Source organism: Microbacterium sp. APC 3901 (assembly GCF_030407765.1).
Taxonomy (GTDB): Bacteria; Actinomycetota; Actinomycetes; order Actinomycetales; family Microbacteriaceae; genus Microbacterium.
Map to the genome: position 1 here is coordinate 58,024 of NZ_JASDCU010000011.1, position 22,732 is coordinate 80,755.

Sequence of the window (22,732 nt, forward strand, 5' to 3'; positions counted from 1 at the left end):
TGCCGCGCCTGGAGACGTCATGATCGCCCTGTCGCTTGCCGAGATCGCCGCCGTCGTCGGGGGTGATCTCCGCCTCGCCGGTTCTTCGACCGCAGACACCGTCATCGACGGTGTCGTCGACACCGACTCACGCAACATGGCGCCCGGATCCGTCTTCGTCGCGAAGCCCGGAGCGGAGACCGACGGGCATCGATTCGTCGGGTCGGCGCTGGCTGCCGGCGCCGCGCTCGCGATCGTCGAGCACGTGGTCGATGAGGAGATCGCCCAGATCGTCGTGACCGACGTCATCGTCGCTCTCGCCGACCTCGCTCGCGAGGTCGTCGTGCGCGTGCGCGCAGCGGGAGAGCTCAAGATCGTCGGAATCACCGGGTCGAACGGCAAGACGACGACGAAGAACTTCCTCGCCCGCATCCTCGCCGACGAGGGCGAGACCGTCGCACCCATCAACTCGTACAACAACGAGGTGGGCGCACCGGTCACCATGCTGCGCGTCACGTACGACACGCGTTTCCTGGTCAGCGAGTTCGGCGCGGACGCGCCGGGGAGCATCGCCCGCCTCGCCGGACTCGTCGAGCCGGACGTCGCGGTGGTGCTGATGGTCGGAATGGCTCACGCCGGCGGCTTCGGCGGCATCGAGGCGACGGCCAAGGCCAAATCCGAGCTGGTGGCCGCTGCGCGGCCCTCAGGCACAGCTGTGCTCAACATCGACGACTCCCGTGTGGCGGCGATGGGCGATCTCGCCGAGTCGCGGGGGATGCAGGTCGTCAGCTTCGGCCAGGGTGCCACGGCAGACGTGCAGGCCCACGATCTCGAGGTCACCGCGTCCGGCACCTCATGCATCGTCGAAGCGATGGGGGAGGCACTGCCCCTGCGCCTGCAGGTGCTCGGCGCGCACCACGTCGGCAACGCGCTGGCGGCCATCGCCGCCTCGACGGTGCTCGGCGTGTCGGCGGCCGACGCCATCGCGCGTCTCGAGACGGTCGAGATCGCGGAGCGCTGGCGCATGCAGCCTATGGGCAGCGACCGGGTGCGCATCATCAACGACGCCTACAACGCCAGCCCCGACTCCATGGCTGCGGCGCTGCGCACTCTGGCGCAGATCACCGGCCCGGAGGAGCGGACGGTCGCGGTGCTCGGCGCCATGAGCGAGCTCGGTGAGACCGCCGGTGAGGAGCACGACCGGATCGGGCTGCTGGCCGTGCGGCTGAACATCCAGCGGATCGTCGTCGTGGGTCCTGAGGCCCGCCGGCTCTACATCTCGGCCATCGGCGAAGGCTCCTGGGACAGTGAGGCCATCTTCTTCCCCGACCAGGACGCAGCGTTCGACTACCTGCGCACCGAACTCCGCGACGGCGACCGCGTGCTCGTGAAGTCCTCCAATTCCGTGGGCCTCCGGCACCTCGGCGATCGTCTGGGAGAATTGTTCTCGTGAGATCTCTCATCATGGCGGCTGCCATCTCGCTCGCCTTCACCCTCTTCCTGACTCCCGTCTTCCTCCGGCTCTTCCGCAAGTGGGGCTGGGGGCAGGTCATCCGCACGCCCGAGGCGATCGAGAACCCGAACCACGAGGCGAAGCGCGGAACACCCACCATGGGTGGCGTGATCTTCATCGTCGGCACCATGGTCGGCTACTTCACCGGCACGTACGTCGGTGGCGGCACCCCCGCGCTGTCCGCGCTTCTCGTCATCTGGCTGATGGTGGGCTTCGGAGCCGTCGGCTTCATCGACGACTACATGAAGGTGCGCAGCCAGCGCAGCCTCGGTCTCTCGGGCTGGCGCAAGATCATCGGCCAGCTCGTCGTGATCATCCCGTTCGGCATCGTCGCCCTGAACTTCCCGAACGCGTTCGATCAGACTCCGGCATCCGGGTCGATCTCGCTGTTCCGCGACATCCCCTGGCTCAACCTCTTCGCCTTCACGGCGATCCTCGGCTGGGCGCTGTACCTGCTCTGGATCTCCGTCATCGGCGTCGCGACGTCGAACAGCGTCAACCTCACGGACGGTCTCGACGGTCTCGCCGCAGGCGCCGGAGTCATCGTCGTCGGCGCCTACAGCCTGATCGCCTTCTGGCAGTTCAAGCAGTCGTGCGTGGGAGAGGGAGTGGAGACGGCCGCACTGGGCGGATGCTACGAAGTGCGCGATCCGTTCAGCCTGGCGATCATCGCCGCGTCGTTCGCCGCGAGTCTGATCGGTTTCCTCTGGTGGAACGCCCCCAAGGCCAAGGTCTTCATGGGCGATGTCGGATCCATGGCGATCGGCGGCGTCATCACCGCCATGGCGATCCTCACCCGCACCGAACTGCTGCTTCTCGTGATCGCCGGCGTCTTCGTCCTCGCCTCCGGGTCTGTGATCCTCCAGCGCGCCTACTTCAAGATCACCCGTGGCAAGCGGCTGTTCCTGATGAGCCCCTTCCATCATCATCTCGAGATGCGTGGGTGGTCGGAGGTGACGATCGTGGTCCGCATGTGGATCATCGCGGGTCTCCTCGCGATCTCGGCGGTCGGTCTCTTCTACGTGGAGTGGCTGACACGTGTCGACTGAGGCGAGGCTCGCGACGCTCACGAGCTGGAGCTCCGACTGGTCGGATCTGCGCGTGGCCGTTCTCGGACTCTCCATGACCGGGTTCTCGGTGGCCGACACGCTCACCGAACTCGGTGCGGATGTGCTGGTCCTGTCGGAATCCGCGGACGAGGAGTATGCCAAGCTCCTGCCGGTGATCGGCGCCAGGCTCGAGCTCGGGCCTCTCGACCGGGTTCCCGAGACACTGACGGAGTTCGCGCCGGAGGTCGTCATCGCCTCTCCGGGTTTCGCTCCCTCGCACCCCGTGATCCGCTGGACGCAGGAGTCCGGTATCGCGCTCTGGGGCGACGTCGAGCTCGCGTGGCGCGTGCGTGACAAAGTGCCTCGCCCGGATGGCTCTCCCGCCGACTGGGTGCTCATCACCGGCACCAACGGCAAGACCACCACGACTCAGCTCACCGCTTCCCTTCTGGTCGAAGGCGGACTGCGCGCAGCACCCTGCGGAAACATCGGGGTGCCGGTCCTCGATGCGGTGCGCGACCCGGCGGGCTTCGATGCGCTCGTCGTCGAGCTGTCGAGCCATCAGCTCTGGTATCTCGGGCTGTCCCGGGCCGAGGGCGAGCTGTATCCGCATGCCTCTGTGTGCCTGAACCTCGCCGACGACCATCTGGTGTGGCACGGGAGCGCGCGCGCGTACCGCGACGCGAAGGCCCTCGTCTACCGCAACACCCGTGTCGCCTGCGTCTACAACAAAGCCGACGAGGCGACGAGGACCATGGTCGAGGAGGCCGAGGTCGTCGAGGGGGCGCGCGCGATCGGCTTCGATCTCGGCATCCCCGGTCCCAGCGACATCGGTGTCGTGGAGGGGCTGCTCGTCGATCGCGCGTTCCTGGACGACCGTGCACGCAGCGCCCTCGAGCTCACGACCGTCGCGGACCTTCAGAAGGCCGGCCTCGCCGCGCCGCACATCGTGCAGAACATCCTGGCGGCGAGTGCTCTCGCCCGCTCGCTGGGCGTCGAGCCCGAGGCCATCCACTCCGCGCTGCAGTCCTTCCGGCTCGACGAGCATCGGATCCAGATCATCGCCCGACACGGTGGCATCACCTGGGTGGATGACTCCAAGGCGACCAACCCTCATGCGGCCGCTTCATCGCTTCGCGCCTACCCCGGCGCGGTGTGGGTCGTCGGCGGCGATCTCAAGGGCGTCGACATCGGTGATCTGGTCGCGACGGTCGGTACGACCGCCCGTGCGGCCGTGATCATCGGAGTGGAGCGCGCAGCCGTCGTCGCGGCATTCGAGCGACACGCGCCGCAGGTTCCGGTGTTCGAGGTGGATGCTGGCGAGACTGGTCAGGTCATGAATCGCGTGGTGGAGATCGCCGCGGGGATCGTCGAAGACGAGGGAACAGTTCTGCTGGCCCCCGCGGCGGCCTCCTTCGATCAGTTCTCCAGCTATGCGGATCGAGGGCACCGCTTCGCCGAAGCGGTGCGGGACTGGATAGACCGGGGGAGCGGCGATGACGCAGGTCGAACGCCCCCACCGCTCTGACTCTGGCAGCACCGGCTCTGGAGGCCTCGCCGCCAGGGTGTCGCTCGGACGCCGGTTCACCCCGGTGTCGACCGAATTCCTGATGATCGCGTCGGCCGCGCTGATGCTGACCATCTTCGGTCTCGTGATGGTGCTCTCGGCGACGAGTGCGACCGCCGTGTCCAACGGGGAGAACCCGATGGACGGCGCTCTGCGGCAGGGGATCTTCGCCGTGCTCGGCGTGCCGCTGATGTTCCTGATCTCGCGGCTTCCGATCGCGTTCCTCAAGCGCATGGCGTGGCCTGCGCTGTTCGGCGCCATCGCGCTGCAGCTGCTCGTGTTCACGCCGCTCGGCATCGAGGACGGCGGAAACCGCAACTGGATCAAGGTCGCGGGGTTCACCCTGCAGCCGTCTGAGTTCCTCAAGCTCGCGCTTGCGGTGTGGATCGGCTTCGTACTGATGCGCAAGCACACCATGCTCGGCACCTGGCACCAGGTCTTCATCCCGGTGGTGCCCGTCGGCGCGCTGGCGATCGGAACGGTCTTGGCGGGCAAGGACCTCGGCACCGCCATGGTGCTCGTCATCATCCTGCTCGGCTGCCTCTTCTTCTCAGGCGTGAAGCTCCGGCTGTTCATCCTGCCGGTGCTGCTCGGGGTCGCCGCCGTCATCGCACTCGCCGTCACGAGCCCTGACCGCATGCGGCGCATCACCGCGACATGCTCCGACATGTCTGCCTACACGGGTGACTGCTACCAGTCGATCCACGGGATCTGGGGCATGGCCTCCGGCGGCGTCTTCGGAGTGGGCCTCGGCAACTCGCAGGAGAAGTACGGCTGGCTGCCCGCCGCCGGCAACGACTTCATCTTCGCCATCGTCGGCGAGGAACTGGGATTGATCGGCTGCATCGTCGTGCTGGCGCTGTTCACGCTCTTCACCGTCGGCGCCTTCCACATCATCCGCAAGACCGCAGACCCGTTCATCCGCGTCGCGGCCGGTGGCATCACCGTCTGGATCACCGGGCAGGCGGTCTTCAACATCGGCGTCGTGATCGGGCTGTTCCCCGTCATGGGTGTGCCGCTGCCCTTCATGTCGCAGGGTGGCACAGCGCTTCTGGCTGTGCTCGTCGCCTGCGGAGTGCTGCTCTCCTTCGCACGCACGATCGCCGTCGCCGAGGGCCGTTCGCCTGAACGGGCCGCTTCAGCAGGGCGGGGTAAGGTCACACGGTGACCACGTACCTTCTCGCCGGCGGTGGAACCGCCGGTCACGTCAACCCCCTGCTCGCCGTCGCCGACGCGCTGCGCGCCCGTGACAGTGAGGCGACCGTTCTTGTGCTGGGAACGGCCGAGGGCCTCGAGTCCCGTCTCGTGCCGGCCAGGGGATATGAGCTGCTCATCGTCGACAAGGTCCCGTTCCCTCGGCGGCCCGACAGACAGGCCGCGATGTTCCCGGCCAGATTCCGTCGAGCGATCGCCCAGGTGCGCGATCACATCCGCGCTCACGGCGTCGACGTCGTCGTCGGGTTCGGAGGCTACGCCTCTGCTCCGGCCTACGTCGCCGCAGGCCGCGAGAGAGTCCCGTTCGTGGTGCACGAGGCCAACGCGAAGCCCGGGCTCGCCAACGTGCTGGGTGCGCGTCGGGCAGCAGCCACGGGAGTCGCCTTCGCCGGGACACCTCTGCGAGGCGGTGAGGTGGTGGGCATGCCGCTGCGGCGCGAGGTCATCGAGCTCGACCGCACAGCTCTGCGTGACGAAGCTGCAGCGAGCTTCGGGCTCGACCCCGCGCGCCCTGTCCTTCTCGTCTTCGGCGGCTCGCTGGGGGCCCAGCGGCTGAACGAGGCCATCGCCGACTCCTGGGGCGACGTCCTGGCCGCCGGCTGGCAGCTGCTGCACGTCACGGGCGAGCGCAGCGATCTCGCAGACCTAGAGGTTCCCGGCTACGCGATGCGCCGATATGTCGACCGGATGGATCTCGCGTTCGCCCTCGCCGACCTCATCGTCTCGAGATCGGGCGCCGCCACAGTGAGCGAGATCAGCGCGCTCGGGATCCCGGCACTGTATGTGCCGTATTCGGTGGGCAACGGCGAGCAGCGGCTGAACGCGGCATCGGCGGTGGCGGCCGGTGCTGCGCGTCTGCTCGACGACGCCACCTTCGACGGCGATGCGATGCGCCGACTCGTGATCCCGGTCATGAAGGATCAGCAACAGCTCGCAGCCATGCAGGCTGCCGCGCGAGAGGTCGGCACCCGCAGCGGCACAGAGAACCTCATCGCCCTGGTGGATCGCGCTCTCAGTGCTCCCTGACATCGCCGTAGACACGGCTCCGCGACGCTGCAACGTCATCACCGAAAAGTAGACTGAACCCGACATGATCAGACCTGACCTCACCCTCCCGATCCCCGAGTCGATCTCCTCCGCGCACTTCATCGGCATCGGCGGATCCGGCATGAGCGGGCTCGCCAAGATGTTCCTCGATGCGGGCATCCGCGTGTCAGGCAGCGACCGCGCCGACAGCGACAACCTGCGCGCACTCGAGGCGGCCGGAGCCGTCGTGCACGTCGGGCACGATGCCGACCATCTCGGCGACGCGGACACGGTGGTCCACACGGGCGCGATCTGGCCCGAGAACCCCGAGTTCGTCACCGCCAAGGAGCGCGGGCTGCACGTCATCCACCGCTCGCAGGCGCTGCACTGGCTGATCGGCTCGCGGCGACTCGTCTCGGTAGCCGGCGCCCACGGCAAGACCACGTCGACCGGCATGATCGTGACCGCGCTCCAAGAGCTCGGCGCCGACCCGAACTTCGTCAACGGTGGCGTAATCGAACAGCTCGGCGTCTCCAGCGCGACGGGGTCGGGCGAGCTCTTCGTGATCGAGGCGGACGAGTCCGACGGCACGTTCCTGCTCTACGACACCGCGGTCGCCCTCATCACGAATGTGGACCCGGATCACCTCGACCACTACGGCTCCGATGAGGCATTCCACGATGCGTTCGTGCGCTTCGCCGACGCGGCCACGGAGGCCGTCGTCATCTCGAGCGACGACCCCGGAGCGCTGCGCGTGGGCGCAGGTCTCTCGCACCCTCACGTCATCACTTTCGGGCAGGCGGAGGGTGCGGACGTCAGGGTGACCGACATCGTGACGGACGGGCCCGTCTCGGCCACGGTGAGCCGGGGATCGGAGAGCGTGCGCCTGCAGCTCGCCGTGCCCGGCGTGCACAACGCGATCAACGCGGCCGGGGCCATCACGGTGCTCCTGGCGGTCGGCTTCGGCCTGGCCGAGTCCGCGCGCGCCGTCGAGGGGTTCGCCGGCACTGTCCGTCGCCTCGAGCAGCACGGTGTCGAGCGCGGTGTCACGGTCTACGACGACTACTCCCACCACCCGACAGAGGTGCGGGCGGCGCTCGAGGCCATGCGATCGATCGCCGGCTCAGGCAGGATCATCGCGATCCAGCAGCCGCACACCTACTCGCGCACGCAGCACATGTTCCGCGAGTTCGCCGACGTGCTCGAGACGTACGCCGATCACACGGTCGTGCTCGACGTCTACGGCGCTCGGGAAGACCCGGTTCCCGGCGTCACCGGCGAGCTGGTGAGCGGCGCGTTCCGCGATCCCTCGCACGTGCACTTCGTGGCCGACTGGCAGCAGGCGGCCGATTACACGGCGTCAGTGGCCCGCGACGGCGACTTCGTCGTCACGCTCGGCTGCGGCAACGTGTACCAGATCATCCCGCAGGTGCTCGAGTCGCTGCGGACCACCGAGGTCTAGCAGATGCGTCGTCCGCCTCCGCTCCCCACGCCTCCCGCGGGTCTCGCGGAGGGCGCGCCCCGACGACGGGCGAAGTCGGAGACCAGGGGCCGCGCGCGAGACGTCGACCATGACGAACAGTCAGCCGGCGGAGTCACCCCGCTGAAGCTCGAGGCCGACGCGGACACGGCTGAGGATGCCGCGGTGCGGCCGACCTCCACTCGTGACGTCTGGCGCGCGGCGAGAGCGCGGCGCAAGGCGCTGCGGGCGGAGATCAGGCGGTTCACGCAGAGGTCGCGTCGACGTCGCATCGTGTGGCTGAGCGCGATCGGCGCCGTGGTGCTCCTGATCGGCGGTACGACGGCAGCCGCCTACAGTCCGCTCTTCGCCGTCGAGAAGATCACGGTTCTGGGTGCGACGACACTGGACGCCGCCGCAGTCGAGGCCGCGCTCGCGGAGCAGGTGGGCACTCCGTTGGCGCTGGTCGACTCGAGCGAGGTGAAAGCCGCTCTGCTGGCATTCCCGCTGATCGAGACCTATGCGCTCGAGGCGAAGCCGCCCCACGACCTCACGGTGCGGATCGTCGAGCGCACGCCGGTCGGCGTCATCCGCTCGGACGCCGGATATACCCTCGTGGACGCCGCGGGTGTCGCTCTCGCCACGACATCCGACCAGCCGGCAGGTCAGCCCCTGCTCGAGATAGACGGGGGCACCGACTCGGTGGCCTTCGAGAGCGCGGGCCTGGTGGTGCGTTCTGTTCCGGCCGAGCTGCGCGCTCTGCTCACGGGAGTGAGTGCGACGACGGCCGACGATGTGACGCTGACACTGAGCAGTGGGCTGACGGTCGTCTGGGGCAGCTCCGAGGACTCTCCGATGAAGAGCGAAGTGCTCACGAAGACCCTGCTCAGCAACCCCGAGGCGTCGACGATCGACGTCACTTCGCCGCATGCGGTGGTCGTCGGCTGAGGTTTCGACGCCAAACGGGCGACACGCCCGTGTCGCTGCGAGTGCACGCGTGCGTGACGCTTACCTTCGAACAAGAGAAACCAATACCGGGAAATACTTTACACCTCTAGTTGAGGTTTAAGGTTCAACCCGGCGGAATCTCCCCTAAGACAGGTTCGACTATTCGGAGGCCGGCCATGAGCCAGAACCAGAACTACCTCGCCGTGATCAAGGTCGTCGGCGTCGGCGGTGGCGGCGTCAACGCCGTCAACCGCATGATCGATCTCGGTCTCCGCGGAGTCGAGTTCATCGCCGTCAACACCGACGCTCAGGCGCTGCTGATGAGCGACGCCGACGTCAAGCTCGACGTGGGTCGTGAGCTCACCCGTGGACTCGGTGCCGGTGCCGACCCCGAAGTGGGTCGTCGCGCCGCCGAGGACCACGCCGAGGAGATCGAGCAGGCGCTCACGGGAGCCGACATGGTCTTCGTGACGGCAGGTGAGGGAGGCGGAACAGGAACCGGTGGAGCCCCCGTCGTCGCTCGCATCGCGAAGTCCATCGGCGCGCTGACCATCGGTGTTGTCACCAAGCCGTTCTCGTTCGAGGGTCGTCGTCGTCAGAGCCAGGCGGAAGCCGGCGTGGTGAAGCTCAAGGAAGAGGTCGACACCCTCATCGTGGTGCCGAACGACCGTCTCCTCGAGATCAGCGATCGTGGCATCTCGATGATCGAGGCATTCGCCACCGCAGACCAGGTGCTCCTCGCGGGTGTCCAGGGCATCACCGACCTCATCACGACCCCGGGTCTCATCAACCTCGACTTCGCCGACGTGAAGTCGGTCATGCAGGGCGCGGGTTCCGCGCTCATGGGAATCGGATCCGCTCGCGGCGCCGATCGTGCGATCAAGGCCGCCGAGCTGGCCGTCGAGTCGCCGCTTCTCGAGGCCAGCATCGAAGGCGCCCATGGAGTCCTGCTCTCGATCCAGGGTGGCTCGAACCTCGGGATCTTCGAGATCCACGATGCAGCCGATCTCGTCAAGGAGGCTGCGCACCCCGAGGCGAACATCATCTTCGGTACGGTCATCGACGACACGCTCGGCGACGAGGTGCGCGTCACTGTGATCGCCGCCGGCTTCGACAGCGGCGAGCCCTCGCTGCGTCTCGACCCTATGGTCGTCTCGCGTCCGGCTGCGGCCAGCACGCTGCCCGAGGTGGCGCTCTCGAACGACGAGGAGAGCAAGCCTGCGGCCGAGACGCCCGCGCCCGAGAAGGCACAGCAGCGCGTCGCGGCGACGAGCATCGAGCCGGCTTTCGCGGACGACGACATCGACATCCCCGAATTCCTGAAGTGACTCAGGCGCAGGGCCAGACCGGCTCCGGTCTGGCAGCGCGGCTTTCGGCGATCGATCTACGGATCGCCGAGGCCGCGCGCCTGGCCGGCAGGGACCCGGCGGAGATCACCAGGATCGTCGTGACCAAGTTCCATCCGTCGTCGCTCGTCCGCGAACTGTATTCGCTCGGCGTGCGGGACGTGGGGGAGAACCGTCAGCAGGAGCTCTCGTCGAAGACCGGCGAGCTCGGTGACCTCGAGCTTCGCTGGCACTTCATCGGACAGGCGCAGACGAACAAGGCGTCCGCGATCCGCCGGGGTGCGAATGCTGTGCACTCGGTCGACCGCGGCCGGCTGGCTGACGCCCTGCACAGGGCCGCAGAGGACGACGACATCCTCAACGTCCTCGTGCAGGTGAACCTCACCGACGATGCGGGCCGGGGCGGAGTCGAGCCCGACGACGCCCGGTCGCTCGCGGAGCACATCCTCGCTCTTCCGTCGCTGCGCCTGCGCGGCGTGATGGCGGTCGCACCCCTCGACGAGGAGCCCGCGTCGGCGTTCGCGCGCCTGCGCAGGATCGCCGAGAGCGTGCGCGAGGTGGAGCCGTCCGCCGACTGGATATCGGCAGGAATGACCGGGGACTTCGTCGCGGCCATCGATGCGGGCGCGACACACCTGCGGATCGGGTCCGCAATCACGGGACCCCGCCCCGACCGGGGTTAACCTCTAAAAAGACCACCCGACACGTTCGAACCGGAGGACACGATGGGTAACCCGCTGAAGAAGACCATGGTGTATCTCGGCCTCGCTGATGAGGAAGAGGTCTACGAGGAGGAGTCGGCCCCGGCCCGCTCCCACCGAGAGCGTGATCGCGACCGCGAACGCGAGGAGCCCGCTCCGGCGCCCGTGACCCCGCTACGGCGCCCCGTCGCCGTGCGCCAGCCCGCAGGAGGGGCAGTGAACGAGATCCTCACCGTGCACCCGAAGCAGTACCGCGATGCTCAGCTCATCGCGGAGAGCTTCCGCGAGGGTGTGCCGGTCATCATCAACCTGTCGCAGATGAGCGATGCAGACGCTCGCCGTCTGATCGACTTCGCCTCCGGTCTTTCGCTCGGCCTCTACGGCCGCATCGAGCGGGTCACGTCGAAGGTCTTCCTGCTGTCGCCGGAGAACATCGCGGTCTCCGGTCACGGGGGAATCGCGCACGCGGATGCAGAGTCCGCGGGCTTCGACCAGTCGTAGACCGTGGGGTTCGTCGTCTCCATCGTCGCCAGCATCGTACATCTGGCTCTTCTGCTGTACCTGCTGGTGCTCTTCGCGCGTCTCATTCTGAGCTACATCCCGCTGTTCAATCGTGAGTGGCGACCCAAGGGAGCCGGGCTCGTCGCCGCAGAACTCGTCTACACGGTGACCGATCCGCCCGTCCGGTTCTTCCGGCGGATCATCCCACCCCTGCGAATCGGCTCGCTGTCCCTGGATTTCGGGTTCTCGATCACCATCCTGATCGTGCTGATCCTGATGAGCATCGTCCGAAGCTTCATCTGAGACCTGTGCGACTTCGACACCCTGGGGTGTCGCGGCGTCGCGACTGACAGGCTCGGGGACTATGCTTGGCTCCCAGGTGCGCGCCCCGGGTTCGCGCCGAATCTCGACCACGCCATTCTCCAAAACTGGCAACCGAACTCATCGAAGGAGCCACCATGGCACTTACCCCGGATGACGTCGTCACCAAGCAGTTCCAGCACGTCCGCTTCAAGGACGGCTTCGACCCGGACGAGGTCGACGACTTCCTCGACGAGATCGTCATCGAGTGGCGCAAGGCCCTCGAAGAGAACGTCGAACTCAAGGCCAAGCTGGCCGCGTACGAGTCCGGCGACGCGCCGGCCGCTCCCGCAGCCGCTGCAGAGGCACCCGCTGCGGTCGTCGAAGAGGCTCCGGCCCAGGCGCCCGCTGAGCCCGCTCCGTCGGGTTCCGCCACCGCGACCGCCGGCATCATCGAGCTCGCGCAGCGCCTGCACGACGAGCACGTCGCCGAGGGTGAGGCCAAGCGCGCTCAGCTCATCGCCGAAGCCGAAGGCGAAGTCAACCGCATCCGCACCGAGGCCGAGGCCAAGCAGCGCGAAGAGTCGGCACGTCTCGAGCGCGAGCGCAATGCGCTCGAGGCTCGCATCACCGAGCTCCGCAACTTCGAGCGCGACTACCGCTCGCAGCTGCGCGGCTACATCGAGGGCCAGCTCCGCGACCTCGACGAGAAGTCGGCGTCGACGGATTCGACCCCGGTCTCTGCGATCGGACTGTAGGTCGTCCCTTTGCCAGGACGCCCTGCCCTTCGTCGGTCGGCGGCCGGCGCGATCGTTGCGATTCTCGCAGCGATCGTGCTGGCCGCCGATCAGTTTGTGAAGTACCTCACCACCGAGAACCTGCCGCTGCAGGAGCCCGTCCCGGTGCTGGGTGAGTTCCTTCAGCTGTACTACGTGCGCAACCCCGGTGCGGCGTTCTCGCTCGGATCCGATGTCACATGGATCTTCACCATCGCTCTCGCGGTCGTCGCCGGTGTGATCGTGTGGAAGGCCTTCGGGCTCCAGTCGCGCCTCTGGGCCGTGGTCCTCGGCTGCCTGCTCGGAGGAGTCCTCGGCAACCTGACCGATCGGCTCTTCCGCGATCCCGGCTTCCCCATGGGACATGTGGTCGACATGATCTCGATGCCGTGGATGATGCCGGCGATCTTCAACGTCGCCGACATCTTCATCGTCAGCGGAATGATCTCCGTGGCACTGCTCGTCGTGCTCGGGCTTCGGTTCGACGGCACACGCGAGCGAGACCATGCTCCGGTCGAGACGGACGAGGAAGCCGAGGCTGCCGCCTTGGCCGAATCGGCCGGTGCGGATACTCGCTCCGACGTGTCCCGCCGGGACGGAGCATCTCCCGATGCGCCAGCCTCGGCGTCGGACGGACGCTGAGCGTGGAGTTCCGTTCCCTCCCGGTTCCTGACGGATTGGAGGGGTCTCGCGTCGACGCGGCGCTGGCGAAGTTGATGGGCTTCTCGCGCACCTTCGCCGCCGATGTCGCCTCCGCCGGAGGCGTGCGCCTCGACGGAGTCACCCTCGACAAGTCCGACCGCCTGCACGGTGGAGCGTGGCTCGAGGTGGAGTGGCAGCCGAAAGAGGAGCCGCGGATCATCCCGATCGCGGTTCCCGAACTCGGAATCGTCTACGACGACGACGACATCGTCGTGATCGACAAGCCCACCGGCGTCGCTGCGCACCCCTCTCTGGGATGGGAGGGGCCGACTGTCGTCGGCGCTCTCGCCGCGGCGGGGTTCCGGGTGTCCACCAGTGGGGCTCCGGAGCGCCAGGGGGTCGTGCACCGTCTGGACGTCGGCACCAGCGGACTCATGGTGGTGGCCAAGAGCGAGGTCGCGTACACGAGGTTGAAGCACGCGTTCAAAGAGCGGACGGTCGAGAAGATCTATCACGCCGTCGTCCAGGGCCATCCTGACCCGCTGACGGGAACGATCGACGCGCCGATCGGCCGGCATCCGAATCACTCCTGGAAATTCGCCGTGGTGCCTGATGGCAAGCCGTCGGTGACCCACTACGAGACGCTCGAGGCTTTTCCGGGAGCATCGCTGCTCGAGATCCACCTCGAGACCGGGCGCACGCACCAGATCCGCGTGCACATGGCGGCACTCCGGCACCCGTGTGCGGGTGACCCTCTCTACGGCGCTGATCCGACGCTGTCGGCGCGGCTCGGCCTGACCCGCCAATGGCTGCACGCCCACAAGCTCGCGTTCTCGCACCCGACGACGGGCGGCTGGGTGCAGTTCGAGTCGCCCTACCCCGCAGATTTCGAGCATGCACTGGAGATCCTGCGCGGCGAGTGAGTCGGCATCGGCGGATGTCGGCGCCCTGGGCGAGACTGAGCGCATGAGCATCGAGGTGCGACCGGCGACCGAGTTCGATGACGTGGCGACCCTCGTCGGTCCGAAGAAGCCGACGTCGAACGTGTGCTTCTGTCTGAGCTACCGGATAGGCAGTAAGGAGAACAACGCACTGCGGGGCACGCAGCGTGCCGACCGCGTGCGCGAGCTCTGCCATCAGGACCCGCCCCCCCGGAGTCATCGCCTATCTCGACGAAGAGCCCGTGGGCTGGGCCGCGGTGCACCCCCGCAGCGCGACGAGCTTCGCGCGCAATCGGCTGATTCCGCACATCGACGACCTCGAGGTCTGGTCGCTGTGGTGCATCCGCGTCCGCCCCGGCTATCGGAAGCAGGGCATCTCGCATGCACTGATCGACGGTGCTGTCGCGTACGCCGAGGAGCGTGGGGCGCCGGCGATCGAGGGGTACCCGGTCGACAGTCGCGGCGAGAAGGTGAATCCGACGATGGCGTATGTCGGCACCAGGCGACTGTTCGAGAACGCGGGGTTCGAGAAGGCCGCCGACACCGGTTCCACCCTTGACGGGTTTCCTCGGGTGCTGATGCGCCTCGATCTGCGGGAATCGCACAGACGGTCGAAGAAAGCGTGAACCGGACCGCGCCTCAGGGGCAATACATAGTGTGAGCACAGACAGTGAGATCATCCGGCGGTCGCTGGGTCGGCCGGAGGCATTCGCCGAGCTGTTCGACCGACATGCACGCGCGGTCAACGCATTCGCGGCGTACCGCGTCGGTTCCGACGACGCCGAGGACGTGCTCAGTGAGACCTTCCTCGTCGCCTTCCGCCGCAGGGCCGACTTCGATCTGAACAAGGAGTCTGCTGCACCGTGGCTGCTCGGAATCGCCTCACGGCTGATCCGGCGGCACCGGGCGGTCGAGGCGAGGCAGTGGCGTTCATTCGCCGCGGCGGTCGGTCAGAACGTCGCGTCGCTCGGCGGACTCGACGACGCCATGCGACGCGTGGATGCCGAGCGCGAAGTGCGCGCTCTCAGAGAGAGGATCGCGGCGCTCGCTACGAAGGACCGCGAGACGCTCCTGTTGTACGCCTGGCAGGGCTTGAGCTACGAAGACATCGCAGAGGCACTCGGGGTGCCGGTGGGCACCGTGCGGTCACGACTGAATCGCGTTCGCAAGCGATTGGATCCCGCGCGAAGGATCCAGGCATTCGAGAAGCAGCAGCAAGGAGAAGTCCGTGGACGTGTTTGAGAGGGTTCAGCAGACCAAGCCGGATCTCGACGGTGCAGAGGCGCATGTCGACGCGGCTCGCGCTCGACTCATGAGCGAGATCGCGGCCGACACGAGGGCGCCGGCCATGCGCACCGCCAGGCCGAGATGGGTCCTTGTCGGCTCGATGATGGGAGTCGTTGCCGCGGTCATCGTCGGCGTGGTGACCGTCAGCGGAATCACCGCTCAGACGACGCCCACGATCGAAGCCGTCCCGACGCGTGAGCCCGGGCAGCCTCTGCAGTCGCCCAGGCCCGAGACGCCGACACAGGCTCCGATGACGTCCGCACAGGCGTTCGGCGCCGCTGCGACCGCGGCCCGAGCATTCACGGGACTGACGCTGGCGCCAGGACAGTATCTGCGGCTGCACACGCAGTCGGAGTACGTCGTCTACGACCAGCCCGATCCGGAAGGCGGTCAGTATCAGGCAGACCGATCGAACGCCCAGAACGCGTGGCGCGTGACGTCATCCTGGAACGAGTACGCCCCGGCCGACCTGTCGGAGCAGTGGCTCTATGCGACGGAACAACCCTCGACCGTGACCGATCTCTTCGGGCCTGACGCCGCGGGACTGGCCCAGGCGCATCAGGAATCGATGTCGTCGAGCAGCGGGCCCTATCTCGCAGCGGGGCCGTCGGCGCCCTGGGGCACGCCCGAGGGCTACGATCTCGGGGCGTTCTTCGCGGCGATGCCGACGAATCCGGAGGGGCTCATCGAGTGGATCCGAGAGAATCAGGGAGTCAGCACCGGCGATCAGGACTACAAGGTCGGATGGGTCCTCATCGATCTGTTGTCGTACAACCTGGGCTCGAGCACGCAGCGCGCAACGATGTACGAGGCTCTCAGCATGCTCCCCGGCTCTGAGATCGTCTCCACGGTCGGGGACCTGGCGACCCTGCGCTTCTCGGCGGCGACCGAGGCGCTCTCCGGCGAGAGCGCCGTCCAGAGACGAACCGTCACGATCGACACGACCACGGGTCTCGTGCGTGAGAAGACGGCGACACTAGACATCGCCTCGGCGCTGATCCCCGCCACCATGGCCGACGAGCGGCACGTGTTCACCGTGAGCGTTGTGGATTCGCTTCCCTGACGGAGGTCGCGAGCGGCGACGGGAGTCGCGCCGACGCTCGATGTCGGATGCCGAAAGTAGACTCGAAGGCATGGCATCCGACTCCTTCGTCCACCTGCACGTGCACAGCGAGTACTCGATGCTCGACGGGGCGGCGAAGATCGCGGCGATGACCCAGGCCGCGGCCGATTACGACATGCCGGCGATCGCGGTGACCGACCACGGCAACACGTTCGCGGCCTTCGAGTTCTACAAGGCGGCGAACGCGGCAGGGGTCAAGCCGATCATCGGACTCGAGGCCTACGTCACGCCCGGCACGCATCGCAGTGACAAGACGCGCGTGCAGTGGGGGTCTCCGGATCAGAAGAGCGACGACGTCTCGGGCTCCGGCGCCTACACGCACATGACGATGTGGAGCGAGAGCACGCAGGGTATGCACAACCTGTTCCGCCTCAGCTCCCTGTCGAGCATGGAGGGCTACTACTTCAAGCCCCGTATGGACCGTGAGCTGCTCCAGACGTACGGCAAGGGGCTGATCGCCACCACAGGATGTCCCTCGGGCGAGATCCAGACGCGTCTGCGCCTCGGCCAGTACGACGCCGCCCGCGCTGCGGCCGCGGAGTTCCAAGACCTGTTCGGCAAGGAGAACTACTTCGCCGAGATCATGGATCACGGCCTTTCCATCGAGCGCAGGGTCATGACGGATCTGATCCGGCTCGCGAAGGATCTGAGCATCCCGCTCGTCGGAACGAACGATTCTCACTACACGCATCAGCATGAGGCCGACGCGCACGAGGCACTGTTGTGCGTGCAGTCGGGCTCGACACTCGACGATCCCAACCGTTTCAAGTTCGACGGCGACGGCTACTACATCAAGACCGCCGCCGAGATGCGTCAGCTCTTCCGCGATCACCCTGAGGCGTGCGACAACACGCTGCTCATCGCCGAGCGCTGCGAGGTCGAGTTCAACACGGCGGCGAACTACATGCCGCGCTTCCCGGTGCCCGACGGAGAGACAGAAGACAGCTGGCTCATCAAGGAGGTCGAGGCGGGTCTCCACTACCGATACCCGAGCGGGATCCCCGACAAGGTGCGCAAGCAGGCCGAGTACGAGACCGGCATCATCCTGCAGATGGGCTTCCCCGGCTACTTCCTCGTCGTCGCCGACTTCATCAACTGGGCCAAGGACAACGGCATCCGCGTGGGTCCCGGCCGTGGGTCCGGAGCCGGATCCATGGTCGCCTACGCCATGAAGATCACTGACCTCGACCCGCTCGAGCACGGACTCATCTTCGAGCGGTTCCTGAACCCCGACCGAGTCTCGATGCCCGACTTCGACGTCGACTTCGATGACCGGCGCCGTGGCGAGGTCATCGACTACGTGACCAGGAAGTACGGCTCCGAGCGGGTCGCTCAGATCGTCACGTACGGCACGATCAAGTCCAAGCAGGCGCTGAAGGATGCCGGACGCGTGCTCGGTTTCCCGTTCAGCATGGGGGAGCGGCTGACCAAGGCGATGCCGCCGCCCGTGATGGGCAAGGACATGCCCCTCGACGGAATGTTCGACTCCGCGCACCCCCGCTACAAAGAGGCGAGCGAGTTCCGCGCTCTCATCGAGACCGACCCGGAGGCGAAGACGGTCTTCGATCGCGCACTAGGACTCGAGGGACTGAAGCGCCAGTGGGGTGTGCACGCGGCGGGCGTGATCATGTCGTCCGAGCCGTTGATCGACATCATCCCGATCATGCGCCGTGAGCAGGACGGCCAGATCGTCACGCAGTTCGACTACCCCTCGTGCGAGTCGCTCGGGCTGATCAAGATGGACTTCCTCGGGCTGCGCAACCTGACGATCATCTCCGACGCGCTCGACAACATCCGCACCAACCGCGGAGAAGAGCTCGACCTCGAACACCTCGCGCTCGACGACCGCGGGGCTTACGACCTGCTCGGACGAGGGGAGTCGCTCGGGGTCTTCCAGCTCGACGGCGGTCCGATGCGATCGCTCATGCGCCTCATGCGTCCGGACAACTTCGGTGACATCTCGGCGCTCATCGCGCTGTACCGCCCAGGACCCATGGGTGCGAACTCGCACACGAACTACGCGCTGCGCAAGAACGGCCAGCAGCCCATCACGCCGATCCATCCGGAGTTCACCGAGTCGCTCGCAGACATCCTCGACGAGTCCTATGGTCTGATCATCTACCAGGAGCAGGTGATGGCGATCGCCCAGCGCGTGGCCGGGTTCTCGCTCGGACAGGCCGACATCCTCCGCCGAGCGATGGGCAAGAAGAAGAAGTCGGAGCTCGACAAGCAGTTCGAGGGCTTCCAGGCCGGCATGCACGCGAACGGATACTCCGACGGAGCCGTCAACGCGATCTGGGAGATCCTGCTGCCGTTCTCGGATTACGCCTTCAACAAAGCGCACTCTGCGGCCTACGGCGTCGTGTCGTACTGGACCGCCTATCTCAAAGCTCACTATCCCGCCGAGTACATGGCTGCGCTGCTCACCAGCGTCGGCGACTCGAAGGACAAGATGGCGCTGTACCTCAACGAGTGCCGGCGCATGGGGATCAAGGTGCTCCCTCCCGACGTCTCCGAGTCGATCAAGTACTTCGCGGCCGTCGGCGACGACATCCGCTTCGGGTTGGGTGCCGTCCGCAACGTCGGCAGCAACGTCGTCGAGGGCATCATCGCGGCACGGAAGGACGAGCGATTCACCTCGTTCCATCACTTCCTCGAGAAGGTGCCGCTGCATGTGTCGAACAAGCGCACCGTCGAATCGCTGATCAAGGCCGGCGCGTTCGACTCGATGGGAGACTCCCGCCGGGCTCTGCTCGAAGTGCACGAGGATGCCGTCGAGGCGGCTGTCGATCGCAAGCGGAACGAGGCGCAGGGCGCGATCGGTTTCGACTTCGACAGCCTGTACGACGGCATGGAGGAGGCGCCGCCCGCGAAGGTGCCGGCGCGACCGGAATGGATCAAGAAGGACAAGCTCGCTTTCGAGCGGGAGATGCTCGGGCTCTACGTCTCCGACCACCCCCTCGCGGGGCTCGAGGTGCCGCTCGCGAAGCACGCATCGATATCGATCCACAACCTCATCAACTCCGAGGACATGCAGGACGGCGAGCAGGTGACGGTCGCCGGTCTCGTCACCAGCGTCCAGCATCGCGTCGCGAAGGCCAGCGGTAACCCGTACGGCATGATCACCGTGGAGGATTTCAACGGCGAGGTCACCGTCATGTTCATGGGCAAGACCTACACCGAGTTCCAGCACATCCTGCAGCAGGACTCCATCCTCGCGGTGCGCGGACGCGTGTCCAAGCGCGATGACGGACTCAACCTGCATGCACAGTCGGCGTTCGCGCCGGATGTCGGCTCGTTCGACGCCGCGGGGCCCCTCTCGCTCGTCCTGGCGGAGCAGAGGGCGACCGAGCGAGTGATGGCCGAGCTCGCCGAAGTACTGCGACGCCACAACGGCGACACCGAGGTGGTGCTGCGCGTGCACCGCGGCGGCACGGCGAAGGTCTTCGACGTGCCGATGCCCGTCAAGGTCTCTGCCGATCTGTTCGGCGATCTCAAATCTCTGCTCGGGCCGACCTGCCTGGGCTGAGCATCGGCGAAGCGACGCCGCTCGATGGGTCCTCACGGATGCACCGGGTAGTATCAGGACGCGTTCGGGTGCACGACGCAGAGGCTCTGCACCGCGGCGAAAGGACCCTCCCCATGAGCACGGAATCCCCCTTCCTGAACAACGATGAATCCGATGCCGGCCGTTCCCCGGCCGCACCGGAGATGACCGTCGAAGAGGACTTCTCCGATGACGACGGCGTTCTCTACGACGATGAGGTGACGCCGGAGTACGGCATCCTCGGGTTCACGCTGCGGGAGCTGCTCATCGTCGGCGCGTGGCTCATCGCCTTCATCGCCTCGTTCTTCCCCTATGTCGGCGACGCGTCGATCTGGGGTGCCGGCATCCAGTGGATTCTGCCCATCGGCGTGCCGACGGTCGCCGTGTTCCTGCTGGTCCTGCGCCGGTTCTCGCCGGACGGCATCCGACGCGTCGGTTCGCTGGGGATCGATCAGTTCGCTTCGGTGGCGTTCTCCGTCTCGGCCGTCTTCTGGGTGGGAGCCCTCTGGAACGCGGTCGCCTTCGTGATCGAGTTCGGCGTCTTCGGCCTTCCGTGGAACGGCGTCGTCCAGCTCCTCGCGGCGCTCGCGCTGGTCGTCTTCACGGTGTTCGCTCCGCTGGTACCAGGCCTCAAGGAGGACTTCCAGGGCCGACTCGTCACCCTCGCGCATCGCAATGCCAATCCGGTTCGACCCGTGATCGCGCGTCCGCGCCCCGAGCCCGTCCCGGCGGCGAGCGACACGCCGGAGGCCACCGCGGAGGACCCCGCGCCCCATGCACCGGCAGCATCGGCTCCTCACCTCGTGTCCGATCCGTCGGCCGACGCCGGGTCGGAGTCCCACCTCGCCCCGGTCACGGAAGACGCTGCCCCGGCCGCGACGGCCCACGCGACAGACGCCCTCCCGACGGCACACACGGATGGCTCGGTCGCCGCGCCGTACACGATGGAGTCCGCGGCGCCGGCGCACACGACCATGGCTGCTCCGTCGGGCGGCATCGACGCAGAGCTGTCCGGCGCGCAGGCGACCGACGAGGTCGCCCGGGTCGATCTCGCCGAGCAGGTGCCACTCTCCTCGCATGCTTCGGGCGGTGGAACAGGAACCGAGGACACGACCTCCGATCGGGATTACGCGCCCGCGTACTCGCGCCGATCGCGTGGTCAGGAACCCGAGATCGTTTCCGACACCGGGAGCATCGAGTCGCTCCTGGGAGCGACCGCGCGCGACGTGTCCTCGGCTGAGACCACCGCGTTCCCCGCGGTCGACGACGAGACCGATGTCACCGCGACGAACCCGCAGCACGACTTCTCGGCTCCGCAGCCGTTCTGGATCCTCGCGCCGACTGAGCGTGACGTGCATGACGAGCGCGGCGACAGCATCTTCCGGGTCGGTCCGAGCGCCTGGGCTCTCGTCATCGAGGACCGGGGTGGTGCGTACGTCATCAGACACGATGACGGCCGCATCGGCTACCTGCACGACATCGCAGACATCACGAGAGGCTGATCTTGCGCACGATCGATCTGCGGGGGCACACGCTCTCGCCGGCTGACATGCTCGCGGCGGTGCCGCGCGCCACCCAGGCACGAGCCGAGGCTCTCGACACCGCGACGCGAATCGTCGACGATGTGCGAGAGCGGGGCGAAGAGGCTCTGCGCGAGCAGGCGGAGCGTTTCGACCGTGTCTCCGGTCACGAGATCCGTGTACCCGCACAGCACATCGCCGATGCGCTCGAGATCCTCGCACCTGAGGTCCGTCTCGCGCTCGAGGAGGCGATCCGCCGCGTGCGCATCGCCTCGGCGGCGCAGGTGCCCGAGCGTCAGATCACGCGGATCGGCGCCGGAGCGACGATCACCCAGCGCTGGCAGCCCGTTCACCGTGCAGGGGTGTACATCCCCGGAGGCAAAGCGGTCTATCCGTCCAGCGTCATCATGAACGTCGTCCCCGCCCAGGTCGCCGGAGTGCAGCAGATCGCACTCGCCTCACCACCTCAGGAGGACCAGGGCGGGCGCGTCCACCCCACGATCCTCGCCGCAGCAGGTCTGCTCGGCATCACAGAGGTGTACGCGATAGGTGGCGCAGGGGCGATCGGATCCTTCGCACACGGAGTCGCGGCCATCGGTCTCGACCCGGTCGACGTGCTGTCAGGGCCGGGCAACAACTACGTCGCGTCCGCGAAGCGCGCTGTGGCGGGCGTCGTCGGCACCGACTCCGAGGCGGGGGCCACCGAGATCCTCGTCGTCGCAGACGCCGCCGCCGACCCGCGGCTCATCGCCGCGGACCTCGTCAGCCAGGCCGAGCACGACGAGCAGGCGTCGGCTGTGCTCGTCACCGACTCCCCACAGCTGGCTGAACGTGTCGCCGCGGAGGTCCGGCGACAGGCCGGCACCACGCGCCACGCGACGCGGGTGGCGGCGGCTCTGAACGGGCCGCAGTCGGCGATCGTCCTGGTCGATGACCGCGCGATGGCCACGGCGTTCAGCAACGCGTACGCCCCCGAACACCTGGAACTGCACCTCGAGGACGCCGAGGCCGCGGCCGACGCATTCACGAGCGCAGGAGCCGTGTTCGTCGGAGACCACACTCCCGTGAGCCTCGGCGACTACATGGCGGGCAGCAACCACGTCCTGCCGACCGGGGGACAGGCGCGCTACGCGCCGGGACTCGGTGCATACACGTTCCTGCGTCCGCAGCAGGTCATCTCCTACGATCGAGCCGCCCTCGCCGATGTGCGCGAGGGAGTCGTCGCCCTCGCGGAGACCGAGGTGCTTCCCGCACACGGTGAGGCGATCGAGGCACGTTTCACCGCGTAGGAT

At 67.2% G+C, this 22,732-nt stretch carries 19 protein-coding genes and 1 pseudogene; all 20 read left to right on the forward strand.

What is annotated here, in order from left to right; genetic code table 11:
• The first annotated feature begins 19 nt into the window (after positions 1 to 19).
• The 20 genes and pseudogenes from murF to hisD all read left to right on the forward strand — a co-directional run bounded on the left by murF (position 20) and on the right by hisD (position 22,729).
• Positions 20 to 1,432 (forward strand): UDP-N-acetylmuramoyl-tripeptide--D-alanyl-D-alanine ligase, encoded by a 1,413-nt coding sequence (murF, locus tag QMA07_RS11530; protein ID WP_290161978.1) that lies wholly within the window; start codon positions 20 to 22, stop codon positions 1,430 to 1,432.
• The gene (gene mraY / locus QMA07_RS11535) at positions 1,429 to 2,541 is read left to right on the forward strand and encodes a phospho-N-acetylmuramoyl-pentapeptide-transferase (RefSeq protein WP_056377159.1); all 1,113 of its coding nucleotides are present in this window, start codon (positions 1,429 to 1,431) and stop codon (positions 2,539 to 2,541) included. Before murF ends, mraY begins: the two co-directional genes overlap by 4 nt.
• Positions 2,531 to 4,069, forward strand: a complete 1,539-nt coding sequence (gene murD, locus QMA07_RS11540) for a UDP-N-acetylmuramoyl-L-alanine--D-glutamate ligase (RefSeq protein ID WP_290161982.1) — start codon at positions 2,531 to 2,533, stop codon at positions 4,067 to 4,069. The genes mraY and murD overlap by 11 nt, the downstream gene beginning before the upstream one ends.
• Positions 4,038 to 5,276 (forward strand): putative lipid II flippase FtsW, encoded by a 1,239-nt coding sequence (gene ftsW, locus QMA07_RS11545; RefSeq protein WP_290161984.1) that lies wholly within the window; start codon positions 4,038 to 4,040, stop codon positions 5,274 to 5,276. The genes murD and ftsW overlap by 32 nt, the downstream gene beginning before the upstream one ends.
• Positions 5,273 to 6,349, forward strand: a complete 1,077-nt coding sequence (locus tag QMA07_RS11550) for a UDP-N-acetylglucosamine--N-acetylmuramyl-(pentapeptide) pyrophosphoryl-undecaprenol N-acetylglucosamine transferase (protein ID WP_290161986.1) — start codon at positions 5,273 to 5,275, stop codon at positions 6,347 to 6,349. Before ftsW ends, QMA07_RS11550 begins: the two co-directional genes overlap by 4 nt.
• Positions 6,350 to 6,413: 64 nt before the next feature.
• Positions 6,414 to 7,811, forward strand: a complete 1,398-nt coding sequence (gene murC / locus QMA07_RS11555; RefSeq protein WP_290161988.1) for a UDP-N-acetylmuramate--L-alanine ligase — start codon at positions 6,414 to 6,416, stop codon at positions 7,809 to 7,811.
• A gap of 3 nt (positions 7,812 to 7,814) precedes the next feature.
• Positions 7,815 to 8,756: an FtsQ-type POTRA domain-containing protein gene (locus tag QMA07_RS11560; protein WP_290161990.1), complete on the forward strand. Its 942-nt coding sequence runs from the start codon at positions 7,815 to 7,817 to the stop codon at positions 8,754 to 8,756.
• A 176-nt stretch (positions 8,757 to 8,932) separates the two neighbouring features.
• Positions 8,933 to 10,084, forward strand: a complete 1,152-nt coding sequence (gene ftsZ, locus QMA07_RS11565) for a cell division protein FtsZ (RefSeq protein ID WP_042538433.1) — start codon at positions 8,933 to 8,935, stop codon at positions 10,082 to 10,084.
• Positions 10,081 to 10,785: a YggS family pyridoxal phosphate-dependent enzyme gene (locus QMA07_RS11570; RefSeq protein ID WP_290161993.1), complete on the forward strand. Its 705-nt coding sequence runs from the start codon at positions 10,081 to 10,083 to the stop codon at positions 10,783 to 10,785. The genes ftsZ and QMA07_RS11570 overlap by 4 nt, the downstream gene beginning before the upstream one ends.
• 42 nt (positions 10,786 to 10,827) lie before the next feature.
• Positions 10,828 to 11,304 (forward strand): cell division protein SepF, encoded by a 477-nt coding sequence (gene sepF / locus QMA07_RS11575; protein WP_290161994.1) that lies wholly within the window; start codon positions 10,828 to 10,830, stop codon positions 11,302 to 11,304.
• A gap of 3 nt (positions 11,305 to 11,307) precedes the next feature.
• A complete protein-coding gene (locus tag QMA07_RS11580; protein ID WP_042538428.1) occupies positions 11,308 to 11,607 on the forward strand; it encodes a YggT family protein in 300 nt (99 codons plus the stop codon).
• 155 nt (positions 11,608 to 11,762) lie between these two features.
• Positions 11,763 to 12,362, forward strand: coding sequence for a DivIVA domain-containing protein (locus QMA07_RS11585; protein ID WP_290161997.1), 600 nt, complete (start codon positions 11,763 to 11,765; stop codon positions 12,360 to 12,362).
• Between the two features lie 9 nt (positions 12,363 to 12,371).
• On the forward strand, positions 12,372 to 13,022 hold the full coding sequence (lspA, locus tag QMA07_RS11590) for a signal peptidase II (RefSeq protein ID WP_290161999.1): 651 nt from the start codon (positions 12,372 to 12,374) through the stop codon (positions 13,020 to 13,022).
• Positions 13,023 to 13,024: 2 nt separating this feature from the next.
• Positions 13,025 to 13,945 carry an RluA family pseudouridine synthase gene (locus tag QMA07_RS11595; RefSeq protein WP_290162001.1) on the forward strand — a complete coding sequence of 307 codons (921 nt, stop codon included), beginning with the start codon at positions 13,025 to 13,027 and terminating at the stop codon, positions 13,943 to 13,945.
• 43 nt (positions 13,946 to 13,988) lie between these two features.
• A pseudogene (locus QMA07_RS11600) lies at positions 13,989 to 14,589 on the forward strand (GNAT family N-acetyltransferase).
• A gap of 31 nt (positions 14,590 to 14,620) precedes the next feature.
• A complete protein-coding gene (locus QMA07_RS11605; RefSeq protein WP_290162002.1) occupies positions 14,621 to 15,205 on the forward strand; it encodes an RNA polymerase sigma factor in 585 nt (194 codons plus the stop codon).
• Positions 15,192 to 16,313, forward strand: coding sequence for a hypothetical protein (locus tag QMA07_RS11610; protein ID WP_290162003.1), 1,122 nt, complete (start codon positions 15,192 to 15,194; stop codon positions 16,311 to 16,313). The genes QMA07_RS11605 and QMA07_RS11610 overlap by 14 nt, the downstream gene beginning before the upstream one ends.
• 70 nt (positions 16,314 to 16,383) lie before the next feature.
• Entirely contained in the window at positions 16,384 to 19,902 is a 3,519-nt protein-coding gene (gene dnaE, locus QMA07_RS11615; RefSeq protein WP_290162004.1) for a DNA polymerase III subunit alpha, read from the forward strand.
• Positions 19,903 to 20,015: 113 nt separating this feature from the next.
• Complete coding sequence (locus QMA07_RS11620) at positions 20,016 to 21,422, forward strand: hypothetical protein (protein ID WP_290162005.1); 1,407 nt, start codon at positions 20,016 to 20,018, stop codon at positions 21,420 to 21,422.
• On the forward strand, positions 21,422 to 22,729 hold the full coding sequence (hisD, locus tag QMA07_RS11625; RefSeq protein WP_290162131.1) for a histidinol dehydrogenase: 1,308 nt from the start codon (positions 21,422 to 21,424) through the stop codon (positions 22,727 to 22,729). Before QMA07_RS11620 ends, hisD begins: the two co-directional genes overlap by 1 nt.
• Positions 22,730 to 22,732: the final 3 nt, after the last annotated feature.

Excerpts from the sequence above, each read along its gene's own strand:
- murF (WP_290161978.1), top strand. The coding sequence starts at position 20 with ATGATCGCCCTGTCGCTTGCCGAGATCGCCGCCGTCGTCGGGGGTGAT.
- ftsW (WP_290161984.1), top strand. The coding sequence starts at position 4,038 with ATGACGCAGGTCGAACGCCCCCACCGCTCTGACTCTGGCAGCACCGGC.
- murC (WP_290161988.1), top strand. The coding sequence starts at position 6,414 with ATGATCAGACCTGACCTCACCCTCCCGATCCCCGAGTCGATCTCCTCC.
- QMA07_RS11560 (WP_290161990.1), top strand. The coding sequence starts at position 7,815 with ATGCGTCGTCCGCCTCCGCTCCCCACGCCTCCCGCGGGTCTCGCGGAG.
- ftsZ (WP_042538433.1), top strand. The coding sequence starts at position 8,933 with ATGAGCCAGAACCAGAACTACCTCGCCGTGATCAAGGTCGTCGGCGTC.
- sepF (WP_290161994.1), top strand. The coding sequence starts at position 10,828 with ATGGGTAACCCGCTGAAGAAGACCATGGTGTATCTCGGCCTCGCTGAT.
- QMA07_RS11585 (WP_290161997.1), top strand. The coding sequence starts at position 11,763 with ATGGCACTTACCCCGGATGACGTCGTCACCAAGCAGTTCCAGCACGTC.
- dnaE (WP_290162004.1), top strand. The coding sequence starts at position 16,384 with ATGGCATCCGACTCCTTCGTCCACCTGCACGTGCACAGCGAGTACTCG.
- QMA07_RS11620 (WP_290162005.1), top strand. The coding sequence starts at position 20,016 with ATGAGCACGGAATCCCCCTTCCTGAACAACGATGAATCCGATGCCGGC.